Below are 22,401 nucleotides of genomic sequence, written 5' to 3'. Positions count from 1 at the left end.
TATTTTAGAATTGATTACCAACCTGGGTTTTGCTCCAAATTAGGGTTTTGTAATAATGTGTTTTCAGAAATTGGCCATAAATAATCTCTTGGTGCAACAAATCTTTGTAGTTCTAAAGTTTGTATTTGATAATATTCAGCTTCTTCAATTCCAGTAAAGTTCCATCCTTGAATTGGTTTATTTAATTCTTCAGCAGCTTTTTTCCAACGTCTTAAATCCCAAAATCTTTGTCCTTCGAAAGACATTTCGATTAGCCTCTCATGATGAATTATTTCCCTCATCCCTTCTTTAGTGGTGTATTTTGATGGATTTACAGAATACGTAGACCAAGATGTAGCAACACCTTTTAAACCAGCTCTTGCTCTAACTAAATCTATATATCTTAAAACTTCTGGTGTTGGCCCAGAAGCTTCATTTAAAGCCTCTGCATACAAAAGGTATAAGTCTGCCAATCTTAGTTCTGGCCAACCATAAGTTCTATATGGGTTTTGAGTAGAATTTGTCATCCTTCTATCTATCAACTTCTTAATATAATATCCTGTAACATTGTAAAGTACACCCGCATTACTACCCGAATAATCGTTAAATTTAGAACGAATTACCCAAGTATCTTCATCTGATCTAGATGGACTATCGTCTTTATAAAAAGTACTACCATCAAAACCTAAATTTGCATAAAAACGAGGCTCTCTATCAAAATGAATCCTAGCTGTTCTATATCCTTCTAAAATATTATAACGATGGTCCGCATCTCCAATTCTTAAATCTGTATCATTCCCAAAGTTTAAAGTTCTATCTTCATTCATAGGTACTCCATTTTTAGTGTAGTACATTTTAGCAATTTTTAATGGTGGTGATAATATTTTTTGGGCTAAAGTATGCGTGTATTCTGAGCTCAAAGGAACCATACAATAATACTGTAAAGCTCCTGTTCTACTATTTGGATTGGACCATATTACCTCTTGATTCCATCGCTCTGTAACAGCCTGTCTAATACTCATTTTAGTTAATGTAGTATCGGATAAATTAAACTGATTTTGAGGAAAGTAATACAAACTACTTCCTATAGCTTCTGCAGATTGAATAGCAGCTAACGCAGCATCTGCGGCTTTATTCCATTTTTCAGAATCTGATGTTGTGCTTATTAACTGTCTTCCTTTACTATCTGTAAAACCTGCATAATCTGGATTTCCATTAAATAAAGGGCTAGCTGCCATTGTTAATAATTTGGCTTTTATACCCAATGCAATTGGCCTTGTAATTCTACCTAATTCATTGGTAACATCTTGTATAGATTCTGGTAATTTTTCTGCAGATGTATCTAATAAATTTGATATATAAGTTACACAATCATCAAAAGGTTCTCTAAAAACATTTATTTCTTCTGTTGATGCTTCAATAGGAATATTCTTATCTATAATAGGAATTGGTCCATACATTCTTAATAAATAATAATGATAATAAGCTTTTAAAAACTGCGCTTCAGCAATCCAACGCTCTCTTTCCGAAGCATCTAAATCTCTAACATTATCAGTATTACTAACAGCTTCTATAAAAATATTACAATGTCTAATTCCATCATAAATATCGTAGTTATTCGATGGACCAGCACCGTCTCTATTACCGTCCCAAGCGTTTTGAAAAACTGTACCTACAGCTTGGTTACCAATAGCTATTTGGGTACTAGGCATATTAGGAAGTGCAACATTATTTTTCCAAACTTCATCTCCTGATAACATACCTATGTTATAATTAATATCTCCGTTTTTTGGAATGTATGAATAACAAGTAAACAAGTATTTTTCGGCCTCATTTCTTAGTGTAAAGGCATTATCTATAGTTGCTACATTATCAGGAACTATATCTAAAAAACTATCGCAAGATTGAAAACTTATAGTTAGTGCCACAAACACAGCAAATACTTTAATTTTTTTAAAATACAAACTCATTTTTTTATTTTTTAAATTAATCATTTTTTTAAAATCTAGCTGTTAATCCAATATTATAGGTGCCTTGTATTGGATATCCTAATCCATTAGCCCCTTGTTCTGGATCCCACAAATCAAAAGAACTCCAAACCGCAACATTAATAGCACTTGCATATACTCTTAAATTTTTAAGTCCTAATTTTTTATAAAAATTTTCTGGAGCATTGTAACCAGCTTCTATATTTTTGAGTCTTAAAAAAGCTCCATTTCTCATCCACCAAGTTGATGTTTGATTGTTATTAACTTCTTGATTGGTACTTAATCTAGGCCAAAAAGCGTAAATATCTCTATTTTCTTCAGACCAGTGGCTGTCTGCAATTGCTTGTAATAAACCACTTTCTGATCTTCCATTAATAAAAAATGGCTGAATTAATGATGGGTTTATAAAAAAGCTAGATCTACCAGAACCTTGAAAGAAAATACTTAGATCAAAACCTTTGTAACCTACTGTACCTCCAAAACCAAAAATAAGCTCTGGCACTCTTGGTAAACCAATTGGTACTCTATCTGTATTACTAATTACGCCATCTCCATTTACATCTCTATATTTAATATCTCCACCACGAACATCACCAAACTGAGTAGGTGAATTGGCAACTTCTTCGTCATCAATAAACAAACGCTCTGCAATAAGACCATATGTTTGTGCAACTGAATTCCCTTTTTGTCTTAAATAAGATAGTTCATCAGGATAATCAAGTTCTGCAAACTGTAAAACCTTACTTCTAGAGTAGGTAAGGTTACCACGTATACTAGTCCACCAATCTCTACCAAACTGTTTATTATAATCTAAAGATAATTCAAAACCTTGTGTTTGCGCTTTACCAAAATTAGTTCTAGGAGTAAGTTGTAATCCTTGAGTTGCCCCCACATCTTGCCTTACCTGAAGTATATTAGACCTTGTTTGTTTAAAATAATCTGCGTTTATTTTTAAAGAATTTAAAATTTCAAAATCTATTCCAATATTTAATTGTTCAGAGGTTTCCCAACTAATATTTCTATTTGCATAACTTGTTGTTGATACACCAGGTCTAGAAAACTCAAAATCCTGACCAAAAGTAGCTCCATAAGTATCATTATTAAGATTTACACCTGCTAAATAGAAAAAACGATCTTGAGGAGTTCCTCCAATATCATCATTACCAACAGTACCAAAAGTAGCTCTAAATTTAAAATCTGTTAATACGTTTTTAACTGGCTCAAAAAACTTCTCATTAGAAACTCTATATGCTAAACCTACTGAAGGAAAGAAACCAAATCTTTTTCCAGAATCAAAACGTTCAGAACCATTATAACCAAAATTGAATTCTACTAAATATCTACTATCATAATCATAAGTAAATCTACCAGAAAAACTATTATTTCTTCTTGGTAAAGATGCTTCTAAAAACCCTGCATTTCCTGTCTGAAAACTTTGCAATAAGTTAACTAACATTCCTGAAACATTGTGTACTTTATTAAACGTTCTATTATAGTTTATAGCAGTCTCTATATGTATTCTAGCATCTATATTTTTTTCACCTGGACTGTAATCTAAAAATTCAGTACCTGCTCCTGCAAGACCACCAATAGCACCTTCACTACCATCATTAATTACATTTAATATAATTTCTCCGTTTTCTGGGTTTTTTCTTGATGAGTAATAAAAGGGGTTAAAACCTCTACTTACATCAAAGTATTGAAATCTTCTGATATAACCCATTGCTCTAGCACTTAAGCCTTCTGTTATAAAGTCTAAATTTTGTTTTAACTCTAATTGTACCTGAAAAGTTGAGTTTTTATATTCTTGAAAACCACTTACAGCTTCTGCATAAGGGTTTTGAGCTAAAACACCACTTCCTGGTCTTGTTTCTGCACCACCAAACATTGGGTGTGTTGTAAATGGTGAAAGTTCTGCTGGATAAATGTCTGGAAACAATACTGGATTTGAATACAAAGCAGAACTAAAAATACGTTGTCCCCCATTTATTCTTCTACCTTGAGCATCTCTTCCTCCAATTGGCCCTTTGTAATCATCAAACTGACCATACATTCTTATGATACCTTCTGTTGTTGGTGTTAACTGTAAATTTATGTTTGTTCTTATTGAATAATTTTGCAATTTTATATTATTATCCACACCATTTAAACTGTTTTGTTTTATTAAACCATTATCTACATTAAATGTACCTGCAACGTAATAACGAGCTTTTTCAGCACCTCCACTTGCACTTATATTAAATGCTTGGTTCCAAGAAAAATCTTTTATCAATCTATCTATCCAATTATTATTTGGGTATAATAAAGGATTATCGCCAGCTGCTGTTCTTTCAATTTTGTTTTGAGAGTAAGGCAATTGCGCTAAAGGATCTCTAGTTAAATTTGCTTCGTTTGCCAACTTCATGTAGGTAATGTTATCTGCCATTTTAAAGTTGTCTGTATTAGAAGAAAACCTGTTCTCTATTCTAACGTCAAATTTAGCTGCACCAACTTTACCAACTTTTGTTGAAATTAAAACCACTCCATTTGCACCACGTGCTCCATATATAGAGGAAGCTGCAGCATCTTTTAAAACAGAAAAAGAATCAATATCATCTGGTTGTAATCTGGCCATATCTGTATTTGTAGATTCAATACCATCAATAAGAATTAATGGATTTTGCCTACCAGTTCCGAATGAACTTAAACCTCTAATAAAAAAATCGGAATTATCTGCTCCTGGCTCACCACTTCTTTGAAAAGCAATCATACCGGCAACTCTACCAGCTAACATTGAGGTAAGATTACTAGTAGGTGCTTGCAGTTCTGATGGAGTAATTGTAGTAATAGAACTTACCAAACTCTCTTTTTTCTGAGTACCAAAACCTACTAGTACAATTTCATCAAGTTGATTGTCATCATTTTCTAAAACTACATTTATTGATTTTTGATTTTTAACAGCAACTTCTTTCTTTTTGTACCCTAAATAGGCAAAAACTAAAACGGCATCTGTATTTGACACTGAAATTACATATTGACCGTCAAAATTTGTTGAAAATCCATTCGTGGTCCCTTTCTCTAAAACACTGGCTCCAGGTAAAAGGTTTCCTTCCGGGTCTTTTACAGTTCCCTCTATTGAAATTTGCGAAAACACAGTTTGGGCAAGTAAAATAAATAAGACGATTAGATGTTTTGTATTCTTCATACTTTAATATTTGGTTTGCGTTTATTGTTTATTATGTAAGAAAAACGTTAAGCTAAAAGAATGTTTTTTATAAACACTTTAAGTATTAACTAAAATTAAGATTCAATTAACATCTCATTAACATAACTGAGTGCAATTTAGCATTTAGAATACATGAAAAAATGGATAAAACAACTAAAAACATCAACAAAAATACTTTTATATTAATATTTATATAATTTAAAGCTATAAATATTAAGGATAAATTAATTTGACATATACAAACTGAATCATGTTTGTATGTAAAGTTTAAAGCTACTGAAGAGAAAAGAGGTTTGTGAGGATTAGCTAGAAAATGCTGCCATACTAAATAAAAAGTAGTTCTATAATTGTAAGGCTTTTTTATTTTCCAATAATAGATCAATCTAAACAATTGCCTACATAATTGATGACTTACGCAACCAATTTATTTGCATTAAAAACTCATAAAAGAATATTTATACATTAAATTAATGTATAAATATTTGTCCATTTGATATAAGCTTTATATCGTTATTTTTTAAGTTTTGAAATTTAATTAAAAAACCAAAAAGAATGTAAATACAATTAAAAAAATCTTACTTTTTTGGATGTGCTTTCTTGTAAGCAGGATTCCAAATATCTTTATAATCTGTCTTTTTATTTTCCATTAAGCTTTGATGAATATGATTTGAAACATTTAACCAACTTTCGCCTTCATCCCATAATGGTTTCATTAACGTTTTTTCCCAATCTTTATAAGTTTTCTTTAAATTTTCTGAAATAGAAACTTTTGAATTTATTATATTTCTTGTTTCTCCTAAGTCTTCTTTCAGATTATAAACTACAGATCCATAATTATTTAAAGTAATCATTTTGTAATTTCCAGTTCTAATTGCAGAAGCCTCTAGTTTTTTCCAAAATAAGTTTTTATGAGGATTACCTGTTTTAGTATTATTTAAATATGGCATTAAATTAACTCCATCTAACTCTAAATTTTCTTCATAAATATTTGCTGCTGCTATTGAAGTTGCAAAAATATCTAGTGATGAGGTTAATCCATTAAATTTCTCATTACCTTTAATTATTGAAGGCCAACTCATTACAAATGGCACACGGTGGCCACCTTCAAAGTTATTACCTTTCCAACCTTTTAAAGGCCCCGTTTTCGATTCGTTATTATGAGCCCCACCATTATCACTTAAAAAATATATAATTGTATTATCTCTAACCCCTAAGGTTTCTAATTTATCTGTTAATTTACCTATGTTTTTATCTAAAGACCAAGTCATTGCAGCTAATTTTTGTCTTGGATGGTTTTTAAATTTTTCTAAATCTTCTTTTTTAGCGTGCATTGGGGTATGCACAGCATTGTATGATAAATACATAAAAAATGGTTGGTCTTTAGAATCCTCTATATATTTTAGAGATTGATCTCCTAAAACATCTGTCATATAACCGTCAAAAACTACACGTTCTCCATTATTTTGTAACATATCATTTCTTGATGGATTTTTTATTGGAAAATAAGATCTACTACCAGAAATAAAACCATAAAAATCATCAAAACCTCTTTGGTTTGGATGGTCTGAAACGTCTTCTCCTAAATGCCATTTTCCTAAAGCATATGTATTGTAACCATTTTTTTGAAACACATTTGCAATTGTAGTTACGTTATCACTTAAACCAATTCCTGCTGTTCCATTTGCCTCAAATCCAAATCGTTGTTGGTATTTACCCGTAATTAAACCTGCTCTAGAAGGTGCACAAACTGTTGCACTAACATGTGCATCTGTAAATACAACTCCGCTTTTTGCTAATTTATCTATGTTAGGCGTTTGTAAATCTTCACTACCCATAAAACCAAAATCTACATAGCCAGCATCATCAATTAAAATTATGATAACATTTGGTTGTACATTTTTTAGTTTTTTACTTGTTACTAATCTGTTTTTACTGTTAGTTTCTTTAGTTTTACAGCTAAAGCTGATTACCAGTAGAATAAAAAAACTTAAACAAATACTATTTAATTTCATATTATTAATTTTTATTTATCAAAAAAATCTAAACTCCATTCAGAATACCATTTTATTATTGGCTTTTCATCTTCAAACTCAATTGGCAACCATACATATCTGCCATTAATTGCGTTTTGAGGCATCCATCTATCTGCCATAAAAATATAAGCATCTTTTTTACCCATTACTGGTAAAATGTGAGTACTTTGACTATGAAAAGTAGTTTTTCTTTCTTTTTCATTACCTCTTGCAGGGTTTCCTAAAGAAATCCAACTACCAAGCATATTATCTGCCATTGCAGATCTTGCACTATTTGGGTCCCAACCTGTTAAACCAGAAGATATCATAAAATACTTTTTATCTTTTTTAAATATAGCTGGTGCCTCATTATTTCCTCCAGGAAAAACACGTATATATTCATCTGAAAGCGAAAGAAAATCAGAACTTAATTTAGATATTATTAAAGTTCCATTTTCTTCGGATGCTGTAATGTGATATGCAACACCATCATCATCTTTAAAAAGCGTCATATCTCTAGACATTTGTCCGCTTTTAAAATCTCTTAAGAAATAAACACCGTGTACAGAACCTTCACCCCATTTTAATTTTTCTTGTGACATTTTTTTTGCATGCTCCTTTTGTTTTTCAGTAAAGTTTTTAGGCCATACATTAGCGTGCATTCTAAAACTATCTATATAATTATAAGGGCCTGTAACATTATCTGAAACTGCAACACCAACTAATGCAGCATCATAACCTCTGCCTTTTAATTCGTGATGAAACCACATAACATATTTCTTAGTTTTATCATTATAAATAACTTTTGGGCGCTCAATTACACTGCCTTCTACTAATTTAGATGATGGGTCTTTTGTTACTTTTAAAGCAACTCCTTCATTTTTCCAATTGTATAAATCTTTAGATGAATAAACCCTTACACCAACCCAAGATTGGTTTCCTCTACTACCTTTAACTTTGTGTTCTCCAAATAAATAATAAGTATCATTTTTAGTTAATACTCCTGCTCCATGTGCATTAATATGTACACCATCTGTATCTTTCCAGATTTCCCCTGGTTTAAAACTACTATGTTTTTCTTGCGCAAAATAATTATGAAATGAAACTATTAAAATAGATAGATATATAATTGACTTGATAACTTTTTTCATATTTATTTGTTATTACCAAAGAAACTAAAGGCTTGTATAGGTTATTTTTTTAAAATTATTTTTTGCCATAAATAATTATTATCAGTGTTAAACTTAAAAATATAAATACCTTCTGCTAAAGCTGGCGATATTATAATTTCCGATACTTCTTTTTCTAAAATTTTTGTTTGCACTTTTTTTCCTGTAACATCAAATATTTCCAACTCTAAAATTTTAATAAAATCTTTAACTGTAATTGTAATTTTTCCGTTTGTTGGATTTGGGTAAATACGTAACTTATCTTTTGAATTAAAAACATCAATATTTAGTGCATTTCCATCACAAGCATCACCAATACCATTATTATCAGTATCTTTTTGATCTGTATTTGGGGTTGTTTTGCAATTGTCTAATATATCTAAAACACCATCATTATCATCATCTATATCAAATACATCTGGCACCCCATCTTTATCTATATCTGAAGGGCCTTTTAGAATAGTAATTTTATCAAAAATTGGCATATTTTCTTGAGATTGAGATATTGTTATAGCATTTATTCCTGCATTTAAATTAACCAGAAAAGTTCTTTCTGCCATTTGTCCTCCAGCATCACACCAATTGCCCGATCTTTCAAAAAACCCATTGTATAAAAGCGCTCCATTTACGTGAACTTTTGCACTTCTATTATTTGCAGACATATATGCTACATTTAAAATATAAGAGCCAGCCTCATTTACTTGCACATTTGTATAGTTTAAGTTTTTGTTTGGTACTGGATTTAAATTTATATACTGTCCATTTGAAGCAGTATTACAGTTCTGTAACGCACTTGCACCTATATATGAAGCATCTTCAGCTTCGCCAGTCCATAAAACCTCTGAACTAATTTCATCTAAAAAATTAATATCTAATGTTGAACTACTCTTAATATTTAACACATCAAAAGCTCCCCAATAACCTGTAGAATTTGCATTTTTACCCACAGAAGTTAATTTTATATTGTAATTCCCTTTTTCTAGATAAATAGCTCCAAAAGTTTGCAATTTTTCTTTAACTGATGCTCCATAAAGATCTAATACTTGATCAAACTCATGCCAAACACCTTCTTCTATTTCTATGGATGCTTTATATTGACCAAAAGTACTAAAGGTTAAACCTGATAAATTATAGGTATAATAACCACTTTCTGTATGGCAGATATTCTCTAAAATTACTTCATCTCCTTCACCATTTGACTGGAATCTTAGTAACGAATCATTAGATGCTAAAGAATTTTGAACAACATCTGTTGTTGCTCCATTGCTTGCGTATTCTAAATTTTCTACCTCTTTAATAGGATTAAGACAAGCATAATTATCTAATTCCCAAACCCTAACGTAATCTACATAAGCATGTGTAAGTGTCCCAATTGGTTCTTTTGTAAAATTATCTCCAGAAAAACCAAAACTAGCACCATCTGAAAGCCAAATATATTGTGGTACCTGTGGAATCCATTTTGGATCTGAATACGTAATTTTTAATTTACCATCATAATAAATCTTTATGGCATCTGGGGTCCATAATACACCAAATGTATGAAAACCTTCATGTAAGCCTGGTGTTTCATACCTTTTTGTATTTGCTTTATGTGCACTTGCATAACCATCTATGTGTATTACAGATTTTGTATAATCTCCTGTCCAAGCAGATTCAAAAATATCTACTTCTGCTCCATCTCTTCCTGTTCCATCTATATTGCCCATATTATCTCCCTGAAACCAAAACGCAGTATGAGTACCTTTATCTGCTTGTGCTATTTTAATTCTTGTTTCATAATAACCAAAAGCTTTTTCGAACCTATTATTAGAGTTTACAGAACCACAAGTCATTGTATTGGCATTGTACTTTTGCACTCTTAAAACAAGGTTTCCATCTACTTCCCAAGTGTTTTGAGGTCTCCAAAACCATTGCGAAATTCCTAAACCCGGTCTAGAATTTCTAGATTTTTCGCTATTAGACACCCCCCACTTAGAGCCATCTATTTCTGTATCATTAAACTCGTCACTAAACGTCATTTCCCAGTCTCCAAACAAATCAACTCCATTTGGTTTAGCAGATGCAGGTGTTTCAGTATCCACCATTTCTTGAGAAAAAAGAAAATTAACAGCTAATAAATTAAACAGTAGTATAAAACTACATCTTATCTTTTTATGTATTGTTTCAGTTAAAAAATAATTTAAGATTATACTCATCAGTTTTTAATTTTTGATAGGAATTATACTGTAAGCATAGCTCATATTTTTTGCCTTAATTTGATATTTGTTTAAAGGTCTAGCCCACCAACTTGTATCTCCTCCAACACCCATTTGTTCAGTATCTATATTGATATTTACAAAATCTCTTTTTACAATATCTGTTGTGTGTCTTTGTTGCTTTTCTTTGCCTGAATCAAAATCTGAATTGTATTGATGATGCGCACTAAAACTTAACATTTTTGGTCCTAAAACTTTTATTCCTTTACCAGAAGTTTCTGTAAAAGTTATCCAACGAACATCTGTTTTATAACCATTTTCTTGCGGACGTATATAAGGATAATATAAGTCTTCTACATTAGAATTATAAACTCCCACAAATGCTGCAGAGTTTCTGTCTTGATAGTTTTCTTGTGGTCCTCTACCATACCAATTTACTTGATTATAGTTGTTATTTAAAATAAAATTATTTCCAAAACGCGGTATATTAGAAACGCCTTTTTTTACATCTCTTAAAGAGTTTGTAACCGTTATTTGACCAGAAGCCTCTATTTTATAATCTATTTGAATTTTAGCTAATTCATTAGGCAATTGATATACTACTTTAATATTTGCAAATTTTCTATTTAAAGAATTACGCTCTTTTAAAGTTGATATATCTATAACTTTTTCACCATCTTTAAACTCTATAGAAATTAATGTTTGGGTTTCTGTAGCTTCTTTCCAAACACCAAACTCCTTTGGCATATTAAAACCAAAATCATTATCTGTGGTTGCTCTCCAAAAATTTGGTTGCATGCCTTGTACTAAAATATTTCCATCTCCATAATTTAAACCATTTAATGTACCCGTTTTGGTATTAAATTTTGCTTCGAAATTAGCAGATTTTAAGGTTAAACTGTTTTCTTCTTTTAAAACCTCTAAGCTTTCTTTTGAAGTTTCTAAGTATATTGGAGTATAGTTACCACCAATAAACTCTTCTTTTGCAACTGCATAATCTTTAGCAACTAAATGAGATGCAGTATTTGTATGTGCATATAATTGTAAAGAAAACTCACCTGTATTCAAGTCTATTTTAGGTAAGTTTAAAGCTAGTGTTTTTGTTTCTCCAGGAGCAACATTTGTACTTGTCATGGTTCCTTTTTCTATTTGAGAACCATTTTTAAAAAGTTTCCAAGAATAATTAAACTCATTTAAATCTCTAAAGAAAAACTCATTATAAACAGCTACTTTACCTGTTTTAAAGTTCATATCTTTAAAATGTATATTTTGATAAACTTTCTTTAATTCCTCTAATGCAGGGTGTGCAGTTCTGTCTGGGTTTACAACACCATTTAAACAGAAATTACCATCATTTTTTATATGACTTGCGCCTAAATCTCCCCCATAAGCCCAAAATTCTTGTCCATCGTCTGTTTTGGTCTTTATACCTTGGTCTACCCAATCCCAAATAAAACCACCTTGTAAAACATCATATTTTCTAAAAGCATTCCAATAATCTTTAAAGTTACCTAAACTATTACCCATTGCATGCGAATATTCACATTGTATCATTGGTCTTTTAGGATCATTTTCAGCATAGTTAATCATATCATGAATTAGCATATACATAGGTGCTTGAATATCTGTATTTGCATAACCTGTTGCTCCTTCGTATTGTGTTGGTCTTGTACTATCATTATCTTTTAACCATTTATAAGTAGTAAAAAAATTATCTCCATTACCTGCTTCATTTCCTAAAGACCAAGTTACAATTGAAGGGTGGTTTTTATCACGCTCAAACATTCTAATAGTTCTATCTAAGTGCATTGCTTTCCATTGAGGTAAATATGCTGGATGCACACTTTTTCTTTTTTCATCATTATCTAAACCTTGGTTTGTTGTTCCCATTCCATGGCTTTCTATATTAGCTTCATCAATTACATAAAAACCATACTCATCACAAAGTTCATAGAAAAAAGGATTTTTTGGGTAATGGCTACAACGTATTGCGTTTACGTTGTTTTCTTTCATTATTTTTAAATCTTTAATTGTTAATTCTTTACTTACAACATGTCCTTCAGATTCATCATGATCGTGCAGATTTACTCCTTTAATTAGAACAGGTTTTCCGTTAATTAAAAATTGATTATTTTTTATTTTAATATTCCTAAAACCAACTTTTAGAGCTGTTGATTGTAAAACATTACTGTCTATATCTTTTAATGTGATTAATGTAGTGTACAAATTTGGTGTTTCTGCTGACCACGATTTTATATCTGAAAGTGTCTCATTAAAACCTGCAGATGAAGAGTTATCTGCGGAAACATTTAACTTTTTTGAGTATTTTTTTAAAACCTTATCTTTATCTAAAAGTGTAATTTCAATGGCTGCAGCTTGTTCTTTTTTAGAGAAATTATCTAGTTCAATATCTAAGCTGAATATTCCTTTTGAGTAATCTGAAGACAAATTTCCATTTAACCTAATATCTTTTATATGAAGTTTATTTTCTGCCCTTAAATACACATCTCTTTCGATACCACTTAATCTCCAAAAATCTTGATCTTCCATATAACTACCATCAGACCAACGTAAAACTTGAACAGCAATTTGGTTTTCTCCAGTTTTTATAAATTCTGTAACGTTAAATTCAGCAGCAGTTTTGCTACCTTCATTGTAGCCAACTTTTTCTCCGTTTACATATACATACATAGCACCACTTACACCTGCAAAGTGTAAAAAAACCTCTTTATTACCCCAGTCTTTAGAGATATTAATTGTTCTTTTATAGCTCCCTACATTGTTAATACTATGATCTATAAATGGTGGGTTTTTAGGAAAAACATATCCTGCATTTACATAAACAGGAAGCCCAAATCCTTTCATTTCCCAATTTGATGGCACCTCTATTTGATCCCAACCTTTAAGGCTAAAATCGTTTTTATAAAAATCTACAGGTCTTGCTTGTACACTATCTGCATAATAAAAACTCCAAGTACCGTTTAAAGTTTTATAGCTTGCAGAATTTTGCCAACCTTTATTACTTAAAGCATCATTTTCGTTATTATAATTATAAAATGTCGCTTTAGGTGCTTCTCTATTTATCTGAAAAATTTCTGGGTTTTCCCATTCTGGATTTTCCCATTTTTCTGATGTATAAATTGGTTTTGTTATCTCGTTTTCTTGACAAGCAATAATCAATAAAATTAAAAGCAGTAGTTGGGTAAAGTTTTTCATTGTATGTAGCGTAAAAAATTATGTTGATTTTGTGATATTTAGCAATCGATTTTTAATTAAACAAAACTTAAAATTGAAGTTTTAAGGGTATCAAAATACTTTTTAAGAAATGAAAATTTCTCAAAAAATAAAAATAACACATATCACTTTTATAAACATAGTCTTTACTTTTGTATATATAGACAAAAAAATATTTATAAAAATGCGTCTTAATACAAAATTGTGCAGTAGATTTTTAAGTTCGTTAAAAAAAAGTATTTATAGATTTATTATTCTTTAACAAATTTGTGTGCCTTGTTGTTTATTAAAATAACATAATACCCAACATCTAATTTAGAGATATCAATAGTTTTTCCTGTGTTTTTAATTAGCTCCTTTCCGAGAATATTATAAACTTTATAAAGAGTATCATCGTCTGCATTTTTAATAGTTAAAATATTTTTTGCAGGGTTTGGATATACAGAAATTTGCGATTCTTCAAGATTAATGTTTTTGGTAGATAATATGGTATTAGAAAACACTTCTATTGCCTGTTTTTGAACATTAAATTTATCATCTAAATAAAAAGCTGTGTAAGTACCTAAATCTTTCGACTGAATATTATTTAACACAGGTGCTCTTCCATTAAAATAATAACCATTAGGTCCATGCCAACTAAATGTTCCAAAATATTGTGTTTGCCCAAAATTATCTTGCGCTTGTGGTCCAAATTGCACTTGACTTCCTTGGTTTACTTGAATGTTTGTTCCAGATTTCCAGCCTAGACTATCTGTGTTGTAGTAAGAATTTATTCCTCCAGATGTATACTCGCTACTAATTATTAATTTTATTTCTGATGCGGTTGCAAAACTAGTTTCATTAAAGTCTGAAAGCGCAACAAACTTTATAAATTTAGCACTTTTTTGTTGAAAATATAGTTCGCTCCAATACCCTAACCAACCAGAAGCAACCGGAGCTCCCCAATTAATGCCATCCTCACTTAAAAAAAGTTGAAAATCTCTAAGAATTCCATTTAAACTATTATCTAATCTTGGCACGTAACTTAAGCCAGAAATACTATAACTAGCACCCAAATCTATTACAAATTCATGAGGAAAATTATCTTGTCCAGAATTGTAACGAGAGTGCCATATTGTATTTTTATTACCATCAAAAACATTTGTTAAAGGAAAATTACCAGAAACTGTTTCTTGACTAGAAACAGATACTACACTCCAATTATTTTTTGGAACGTAGGCATTATCATCAAAAGCAGACCAAGTACTTGTTGTTAAATTGATTTTAAATTCTCTTACATAATTCATACTTAATGTTCCGTTATTAACTGTTAACGGAAATAGTACTGTTTTAGAATTTCTAATATCTGGATCTCTCCATCTATCACCCACATAATAATAATTAGTACCTGCTGTACCTGTAATTGTTAAAACGTCTGTAGGCTGAGAATCGAATGTAATTTTATTTCCTACGTTTTTCCAAGAAGACCAACCACTTTTTAAGTTTGTAGAAGTACTATATTGCATTTGGTTAGGATCCCAACCTGTTTTAGTAGATGATAGCATATAATAAATATTATCTTTTTTAAAAATAACAGGCGCTTCTTTATTCTGTCCAGAAAATAAAACAGTTGCATCTTCTGCACCTCTAAAATTAGCTGTTAATGTGTATAAATTTAAACTTTGATTTGCTTTATTTGTTGATACGTAATAAGCTTTACCATCTGTATCTACAAACATACTAGCATCATTAGAATCATATCCTTTCGGAAAAAACTCTCTATCATAAGTGTAACTTCCATCTATTGTGCTAGCATAAAAAACAGCTGCTTTATTATTGGTATATGACGCATTTTGGTATTTAACCCATACTACAAAAGTATTTGTTAAAGCATTGTAAATTAAACAAGGCCTTTCTGTAATCCGTTCTAAGTTTTTTAATTCATTGTTTGTATTTTTATCAATAATTGTTTTTTTAAACTCCCAATTCATTAAATCTGTAGAAGCATATAAGTTAATGCCCTTAAAAGTAAAGGCATCTCTCATATCATTACCAATCATATAAAAAATTCCTTGATGTTTTATGATTGCAACACCATGGGCATTAATTCTATTACCCGCTGTATCTCTCCAAAAAGTACCGTTTTTTATAGAGTTAACTTGACTAAAAAACTGAAAAGAAAATGCGAACAAGAAGAAAAATATAAGTTTATGTAATTTCATTTTTAGTTTTTTTTTAATTAATTATCTACAAGGTATTTACAATAAAAGATTTAAAATAGTTGATTAATAACCTATATCCATTTTTAAAAAATCAAACTTTTCATCACTTTCGCCTTTCTTTTTAACAACATCTAAATCTTTCATTTCAATATTTTTAGACGGTTTAAAAGCATCACTTTGCATATAGTTTAATAAACTATAACGTAATTGTCTTGCAACTGGTCTTTCTGATAATGTTGAGCTTATATCTATAGCAGAAAATATTAATTTTCCAGTTCCTACATTTGTTTCAAATACATTTGCTAAATGATGATTCGTTACAAAATTATCGATGACACGAACTATTGGTGTAACCTCTAAAGAGTCTATAACTATAGATTTAGAGTTGATACATAAATCCCACCATTGCCAATCTGTATGAGTATCTGTTGGAAAACTATTAAAAGCAGGGTTTTTATCATCTACCATTAAACCCATTGTTGCTGGTTGATTAGGAAAATGTACCGGACTCCAAAAAACAGGTACAAACCTACCTTCTATACCTTTTAAGGCTTTATAATTAGGGTTTAACAACACCTTTTGCCCTTGCTTTAAGGCTGCTTCTGCTTCTTTAAATGATGATGTTATAAGTATATCTTTAGCTGTTGTTGTTACTTTTTTTGGATACACCCAAATATGCCAATTGTTGGTATATTTTGTCCCTTTTAAACTTACTGTAATATTTAATTTTTCAGCTTTTGTTACGTTTACAGCATAATCGATCTTACCTAAATTTACATTGTTTCCTATTGATAAATTTACATTTCTAAAGCTCCCATTTTTTATAACTGAACCTGCATTATTAGTAATTGCCCAATCTAAAGTTTGGTTTGTTTTGTCTTCAAAAAAGTTGGCAACTTCTAAAGTTGCTTTAAAGTTTTCTCCCGTTTCGTAAACTGCTTTTTCAAAACGAATTAGCGGCACTAATTCACTGTTAAATTGGCTAAACTCTTCTGCAGTAATTACACCTTTAGATTCCCAAAAAGCATTTAATAATCCTACCAAAGCTGTTCCTTGACCAGGAAAATCTTGTAATTGTAGTAGTTGAAAGCCATCGAAACTTGGTGTTTTTAAGGCTCTTTCTATTTCTTCTTTATACAATAAAGCAGCTAATTTTCCTGAGTTAAAAGTAAAATCTGGTGCAAAATCAATAAGTCCTTTATTTTCTAATTCTATTTTAATTGCCTTAAAATTTAAAGGATCTAAAACACCTGTGTATTTTTTAATTTCACTCATGTCTGGATATACAGAATATTGACCAATTTCATGTGAGACTAAAGGAATATTTATATGAGAAGCTCCTGCAGTAAAATCTGCATTAAAGTGTGGAGGTTTGTCATTAAAAACGCCTTGTCCACGAATCCAACCTTTATCTGTCCATTGCGCAATAAAAAACTCATCTTCTTTTTCTGGTCTTGTTCCTGTTGGTCTTTGAAAAGAAAATGCTGTTGTAGCATATAAATGTCTGTTATCTATTGGTTTTAACTCTGCAACCATCTCATTTAAAACACTAATATCTCCTTGTAATTCGTTACCCAAAGCCATAAAAATAAAAGAAGGATGATTCCCATAATCTTTTAACATTCTTTGCGCTTCTTCTCTCAAAAAAGCAGTTGTGCTTGGATCTTTTCCAACCTCTAAACTCCAATGAGGTAATTCTACTTGATAGTAAAAACCGGCTTCGTCTGCAGCTTCAAATGCTGCTTTTGGTGGGCACCAAGAATGAAAACGTAAATGGTTTAATCCATAAGCCTTTGCCTGAGTTATTAATTTTGCCCAATCCTCTTTTTTTGTAGGTGGATATCCTGTTAATGGAAAAATAACACATTCTAAGTTTCCTCTTAAAAAAATTCTTTTATCGTTTAATGTTAAATCTCCATTATCATTACCAACAAATTTATATCCAAAACTATCTGTTATTACTCCTGTTTTAGTTATAACCGTAACATCATATAAATTTGGATGAAATTCGTCCCAAAGTTGCAGGTTTTCTGGTTTATCAATTTCGAAACTTACCGTATTTTTCTCTCCTTTTTCAATAGAAACGTTTTCACTAAAAACCTCTTTACCATCTTTAGATTTTATAATACACTTTATTTCATTCTCTAAAACAGATGCTTGCTCAAAACTTATTTTTATTTTATTTGCTCTACTAATTGGATAAATTTGTAGATTTTCTGGTGCATTTTTTGATGCCGTTTTTAAAAGAATATCCCCTAAAATACCATTCCATTTTATCTGAGTGTGGTTGGTATAGCCATGGGCCATATCTTGGTTTACTTTGTCTGGGTATCTGGTTCCTGCAACATTTATGTACGGAAATTTATTACCATTATCAATTAGTATGGTTATCAAGTTTTTGCCCTCAGTTAAATGTTTAGTAACATTATAATCGTGCTTAGCAACTAAACTATTATTTTTACCAATTAATTTACCATTTACAAATACAGTAGATTCCCAAATAATTCTCTCTAAACTCAACGTAATATTTTCTTTTACCCAAGCATTCGGAATTTCTATTTCTTTTTGATACCAAGCTTTACCAATATATTGATATTTTCTAGTAAGATTAGACAATACATAGTTGTTCATAGCTGGTTCTAACGTACTTTTTACTCCAATTTCAGCATCATCTAAAGTACCAGGTAAATTTATATTTTGTCCTTCAAATTTAGCTGATGCCCAGTTTTCTTGATTACCTATATCTGTAGAGTCTAATTTTACTTGCCAAGTTCCTTCCAAAGAAATTGTTTCTATTTTATTAGTTGTGCAGTTAGCAAATAGAAAAAGTATTATAAAAACACTAAAAATTGAACTAATTAATTTCATAAATGGGTTCTTTAAATTATTTTATTTAATTGATAACAATGGTTCCTGAAGATAAAGTTGTAGAATCTTCCTCTAATTTGTATAAATAAGTTCCGTTTTCTAAATCCTCTCTGGTTACTTTTAGTTCTTTACTATTAATGTTTTCAATTTTTTTAACTTCCATACCTAAAACATTATAAATTAATAAACGACCATTAATTAAATTGCGTGGAAACTTAAAAGTACTTTCCGTAGCAAAAGGAATTGGATAAAATTTAAAGCCTTTTTTTTTAAATACTGATGTGGAAAGTGATTTAGAAACATCAATAACAAACGTACTTACAGAATAAGCAGGTGCATTATATCTTATAGATTTCCCTGTTAATTGTCCTTTTAAATTTATGTTTTCAATAGTGTTTTCTGTAGTATCTTCTCCTTTTTCGGAAGTTCTATAGGCTTTATAGCCATTTACATTAGAGAATTTACTTAAATCTATAGAGTATTCTCTAGTATCTTCTGAGCTATTAACGAGTACTAAAACTACCTCATTTTCATCAGGGTTTAAAGCAGCAATGGTATTACCTTCATCAGTTGCTATTATTTTATAACCAACTTTTATAAAATTAGTTACGTTTTTACGACAATAAAAACCTCTTGTTTTATTTAAAACAGGCTCTTGAAACGGCTTACTTTCATCCCAATTTGTTTGGTGAAGCAAACCCCAACCATCGTCTCTAGACATTAACTGCCAATCGCACCAAACTGTAGCTTTTAAATTTCTTACATCTTCTACCAATCTATACGCCATATCATAGTGCCTTGCAAACCAACCTCTGCCATTTCTATCCCAACTTAAAGGGCCTGTTTCTGTTTGCCAAATTGGTTTGTTGCCATTATTTTTTGCAAACAAAGCTAAATTGGCTTTATCTTGCCAACTACCTCCATAACTGTGAGTGCTTATTTTAGAAATACCATTATATTCATTCAAATTATTATTTCTTAGAGTAGTTAAATTAGATAGTGAACTTGTTATTTTAGAATTATCAGCAGCAGTAAATTTCAAAGAGTTAAAATCTAAATCTCTTCTTCTTTGCCACATTCTCCATAAAATTTGTGCCTGAGTTACAGGATAAATAGCTGAACCCTCTTGTTTTCCTCCTTTTTTCCAATAACCAGAAATTGGTTCGTTAAAAGCTTCTAAATAACTAATATTCCAGGAAGGGTACATAGTATCTAAACCTTTAGAAACAGAAACTAAATAATCTGCAAAATCGTCTATAAATTCTGGTTTTAAATTTTCTTGTGTAGCAACAACATTACCAGCTGAACATTGGCTATGTGTCATCCACCAAGGTGGAGAATAAGAAATCATTTCTGTAATAATATCTCCTTTTGATGCTCTTAATTCAGCAATTTTATTCATAACTGCAATTTGTCGAGCATCATTTGTATAATTATTTACACCCCAACCTTCATTATTATTTTGCTGAGTTCTATAACCGGGCATTAAACCACCATCTTTTCTAATATGAGCTCCTTCTGTACAAGTAGGGTTTTCTCCTCCTGCAATGTTAAATCTAAATACATTTAAATTTAAATCGTTTACAGCATAGTTTGCAACTTCATCTATAGTTTCTTTAGGCATACCTCCAACAAGATTTGCCCACCAAGCTAAAGAAACTCCCCAACCTTCTATCGTTTGATGTTTGGTTTCTGGGTTTATAACAATATTAGTTTGCGCATGTATGTTGTTAAAAAATAAACAAAATGCAATACTTAATAAAAAGTTGATTCTTATGTTTTTTAACTCCATTTTTATTCTTTTTAAATTTTATAAATCTGTTGATTCTTTTGATTTTAGAATTCAATAAACTTTAGGAACCTTCTAAAATTGTTAAAAAATCATTGCACGCAGCTTTTACTTAATAAGGATAATTTAATTTTTTTTATACAGATTTTATAGTTGCTGTAAATTAAGGAAAGTATCTATAATAGTTATTTATAAAACATCTCTATTTTAAAATTTCTTTAAGCTTATTCTCCATCTTTTTAACAATTTTTGGATTGTTTTTTGCAATATTATTTTCTTCTGATGGATCTTTTTCTAAATCGAATAATTGTATTTCTGCACTAAAACCAGGATCAACAAACTTTTTAGCAATCCAATCAGGAATTGGTTTACCTTTTGGTTGTATGTATTTCCATTTACCAAAACGAAGTCCATAAGTATAGGCTTCTTCTAATAAAAATTCTCTTCCTTTTTTAGATTTCCCTAACCAAGCATCTAAATAATTTTCGCTATCTGGTGCTGCATTTTTAGCAACTTTAACATCTAACAAACAGGCTAAAGTAGCATATAAATCTACTTGAGATAATAAGGCATCGCTTTTACCCGGTTTTACTTTTGCTGGCCAATGTAAAATAGTTGGCATTCTTGTTCCGGCCTCAAATACTGAATATTTTGCTCCTTTAAATTTTCCTCCTGGTTTATGATCTCCAAGTAATTCAATTGCATAATCTAAATAACCATCATCTAAAATAGGCCCATTATCACTTGTAAAAATAATAAGTGTATTGTCTAATAAATTTTGCTTTTTTAAAGCTTTTGTAATTTCACCAACACACCAATCCATTTGTGCAATAACATCGCCTCTTGGCCCCATTGTACTACTTTCTACAAATTTTATATTGGCAATTCTTGGTTGATGAATGTCATGTAAAGAAAAGTATAAAAAAAACGGATTTTCTTTTTCCTTTTCAATAAAATCAGTGGCTTTTTCTGATAAAACAAAAGGAATTTTCTCATCTACCCAAAGAGCATCTTTACCACCTTTCATATAACCAATTCTACTAATTCCGTTTATTACTGCTCCTTGATGATAAGGATCTGTATGTTGTTTTAACAATTCAGGATGTTTAGATCCCCAAGGATATCCATCTATTCTTGTGCCATAACTTACAGTAATAGGATCATTTTTGTCTAAATTAACTACTTCTTGATTTTCTAAAAATACAGTAGGAACTCTGTCTCCAGTTGCAGGAATTAAAAAACTATAATCAAAACCTACTTCTTCTGGTCCTAAAGGAATTTTTTTATTCCAATCTATCTTACCTGCACCTAACCCTAAATGCCATTTACCAACAATACCTGTAGTATAACCCGCTTTTTGCAGCATTTTTGGCAGCGTTTCTTTAGTTGTATCAATAATTAAAGGAGCATCTCCTTCTAAAATAGCGGCATTATTTCTAAACGCATAACTACCTGTTAATAAAGAATAACGAGAGGGCGTACAAGTTGCAGCAGCACTATGTGCATCCGTAAAATTTAAACCGTTTTTTGCTAATTCGTCTACAAAAGGTGTTTTTACACCTATAGCACCATTTACACCAATATCTCCATAACCTAAATCATCAACATAAATAATTACTATGTTTGGTTTTTTTGTTTTATTTTGAGAAATAATAAATTGACTCACTAAAAGTGAAACCAACAACATACATAGATTTCTAGTTTTTTTCATATTATTTCTGTTTAATTTTATTGTTTTTATTCGCTTTTAAAACTGAATTA

Annotated in this window: 10 protein-coding genes; all 10 read right to left on the bottom strand. The window is 30.5% G+C overall.

Annotated elements, in window-relative coordinates:
- Window positions 1-14: 14 nt before the first annotated feature.
- Window positions 15-1,973: a RagB/SusD family nutrient uptake outer membrane protein gene (locus tag WG951_RS11865; RefSeq protein WP_105049598.1), complete on the bottom strand. Its 1,959-nt coding sequence runs from the start codon at window positions 1,971-1,973 to the stop codon at window positions 15-17.
- A 4-nt stretch (window positions 1,974-1,977) separates the two neighbouring features.
- A complete protein-coding gene (locus tag WG951_RS11860) occupies window positions 1,978-5,151 on the bottom strand; it encodes a SusC/RagA family TonB-linked outer membrane protein (RefSeq protein WP_105049599.1) in 3,174 nt (1,057 codons plus the stop codon).
- Between the two features lie 596 nt (window positions 5,152-5,747).
- Window positions 5,748-7,184: a sulfatase-like hydrolase/transferase gene (locus tag WG951_RS11855; protein WP_105049600.1), complete on the bottom strand. Its 1,437-nt coding sequence runs from the start codon at window positions 7,182-7,184 to the stop codon at window positions 5,748-5,750.
- Window positions 7,185-7,195: 11 nt separating this feature from the next.
- Entirely contained in the window at window positions 7,196-8,335 is a 1,140-nt protein-coding gene (locus tag WG951_RS11850) for a glycoside hydrolase family 43 protein (RefSeq protein WP_105049601.1), read from the bottom strand.
- A 41-nt stretch (window positions 8,336-8,376) separates the two neighbouring features.
- Complete coding sequence (locus tag WG951_RS11845; RefSeq protein WP_105049602.1) at window positions 8,377-10,548, bottom strand: family 16 glycosylhydrolase; 2,172 nt, start codon at window positions 10,546-10,548, stop codon at window positions 8,377-8,379.
- Between the two features lie 6 nt (window positions 10,549-10,554).
- Window positions 10,555-13,764 (bottom strand): glycoside hydrolase family 2 TIM barrel-domain containing protein, encoded by a 3,210-nt coding sequence (locus WG951_RS11840; protein ID WP_105049603.1) that lies wholly within the window; start codon window positions 13,762-13,764, stop codon window positions 10,555-10,557.
- 269 nt (window positions 13,765-14,033) lie between these two features.
- A complete protein-coding gene (locus WG951_RS11835; protein WP_105049604.1) occupies window positions 14,034-15,983 on the bottom strand; it encodes a family 43 glycosylhydrolase in 1,950 nt (649 codons plus the stop codon).
- Window positions 15,984-16,046: 63 nt separating this feature from the next.
- Window positions 16,047-18,851 (bottom strand): sugar-binding domain-containing protein, encoded by a 2,805-nt coding sequence (locus WG951_RS11830; RefSeq protein ID WP_105049605.1) that lies wholly within the window; start codon window positions 18,849-18,851, stop codon window positions 16,047-16,049.
- A 25-nt stretch (window positions 18,852-18,876) separates the two neighbouring features.
- The gene (locus WG951_RS11825) at window positions 18,877-20,643 is read right to left on the bottom strand and encodes a glycoside hydrolase (protein WP_105049606.1); all 1,767 of its coding nucleotides are present in this window, start codon (window positions 20,641-20,643) and stop codon (window positions 18,877-18,879) included.
- 199 nt (window positions 20,644-20,842) lie between these two features.
- Entirely contained in the window at window positions 20,843-22,351 is a 1,509-nt protein-coding gene (locus tag WG951_RS11820; protein ID WP_105049607.1) for a sulfatase-like hydrolase/transferase, read from the bottom strand.
- Between the last annotated feature and the right edge of the window lie 50 nt (window positions 22,352-22,401).

This window comes from Polaribacter butkevichii (genome assembly GCF_038024105.1).
In the GTDB taxonomy this organism is placed as follows: domain Bacteria; phylum Bacteroidota; class Bacteroidia; order Flavobacteriales; family Flavobacteriaceae; genus Polaribacter; species Polaribacter butkevichii.
Note: the sequence above shows the minus strand (reverse complement) of the source record. Positions and strands in the feature narration are given on the sequence as shown.

Coding starts and splice junctions, on each gene's coding strand:
- WG951_RS11830 (WP_105049605.1), bottom strand. CDS start 18,851: ATGAAATTAATTAGTTCAATTTTTAGTGTTTTTATAATACTTTTTCTA.
- WG951_RS11825 (WP_105049606.1), bottom strand. CDS start 20,643: ATGGAGTTAAAAAACATAAGAATCAACTTTTTATTAAGTATTGCATTT.
- WG951_RS11850 (WP_105049601.1), bottom strand. CDS start 8,335: ATGAAAAAAGTTATCAAGTCAATTATATATCTATCTATTTTAATAGTT.
- WG951_RS11820 (WP_105049607.1), bottom strand. CDS start 22,351: ATGAAAAAAACTAGAAATCTATGTATGTTGTTGGTTTCACTTTTAGTG.
- WG951_RS11845 (WP_105049602.1), bottom strand. CDS start 10,548: ATGAGTATAATCTTAAATTATTTTTTAACTGAAACAATACATAAAAAG.
- WG951_RS11840 (WP_105049603.1), bottom strand. CDS start 13,764: ATGAAAAACTTTACCCAACTACTGCTTTTAATTTTATTGATTATTGCT.
- WG951_RS11865 (WP_105049598.1), bottom strand. CDS start 1,973: ATGATTAATTTAAAAAATAAAAAAATGAGTTTGTATTTTAAAAAAATT.
- WG951_RS11860 (WP_105049599.1), bottom strand. CDS start 5,151: ATGAAGAATACAAAACATCTAATCGTCTTATTTATTTTACTTGCCCAA.
- WG951_RS11855 (WP_105049600.1), bottom strand. CDS start 7,184: ATGAAATTAAATAGTATTTGTTTAAGTTTTTTTATTCTACTGGTAATC.
- WG951_RS11835 (WP_105049604.1), bottom strand. CDS start 15,983: ATGAAATTACATAAACTTATATTTTTCTTCTTGTTCGCATTTTCTTTT.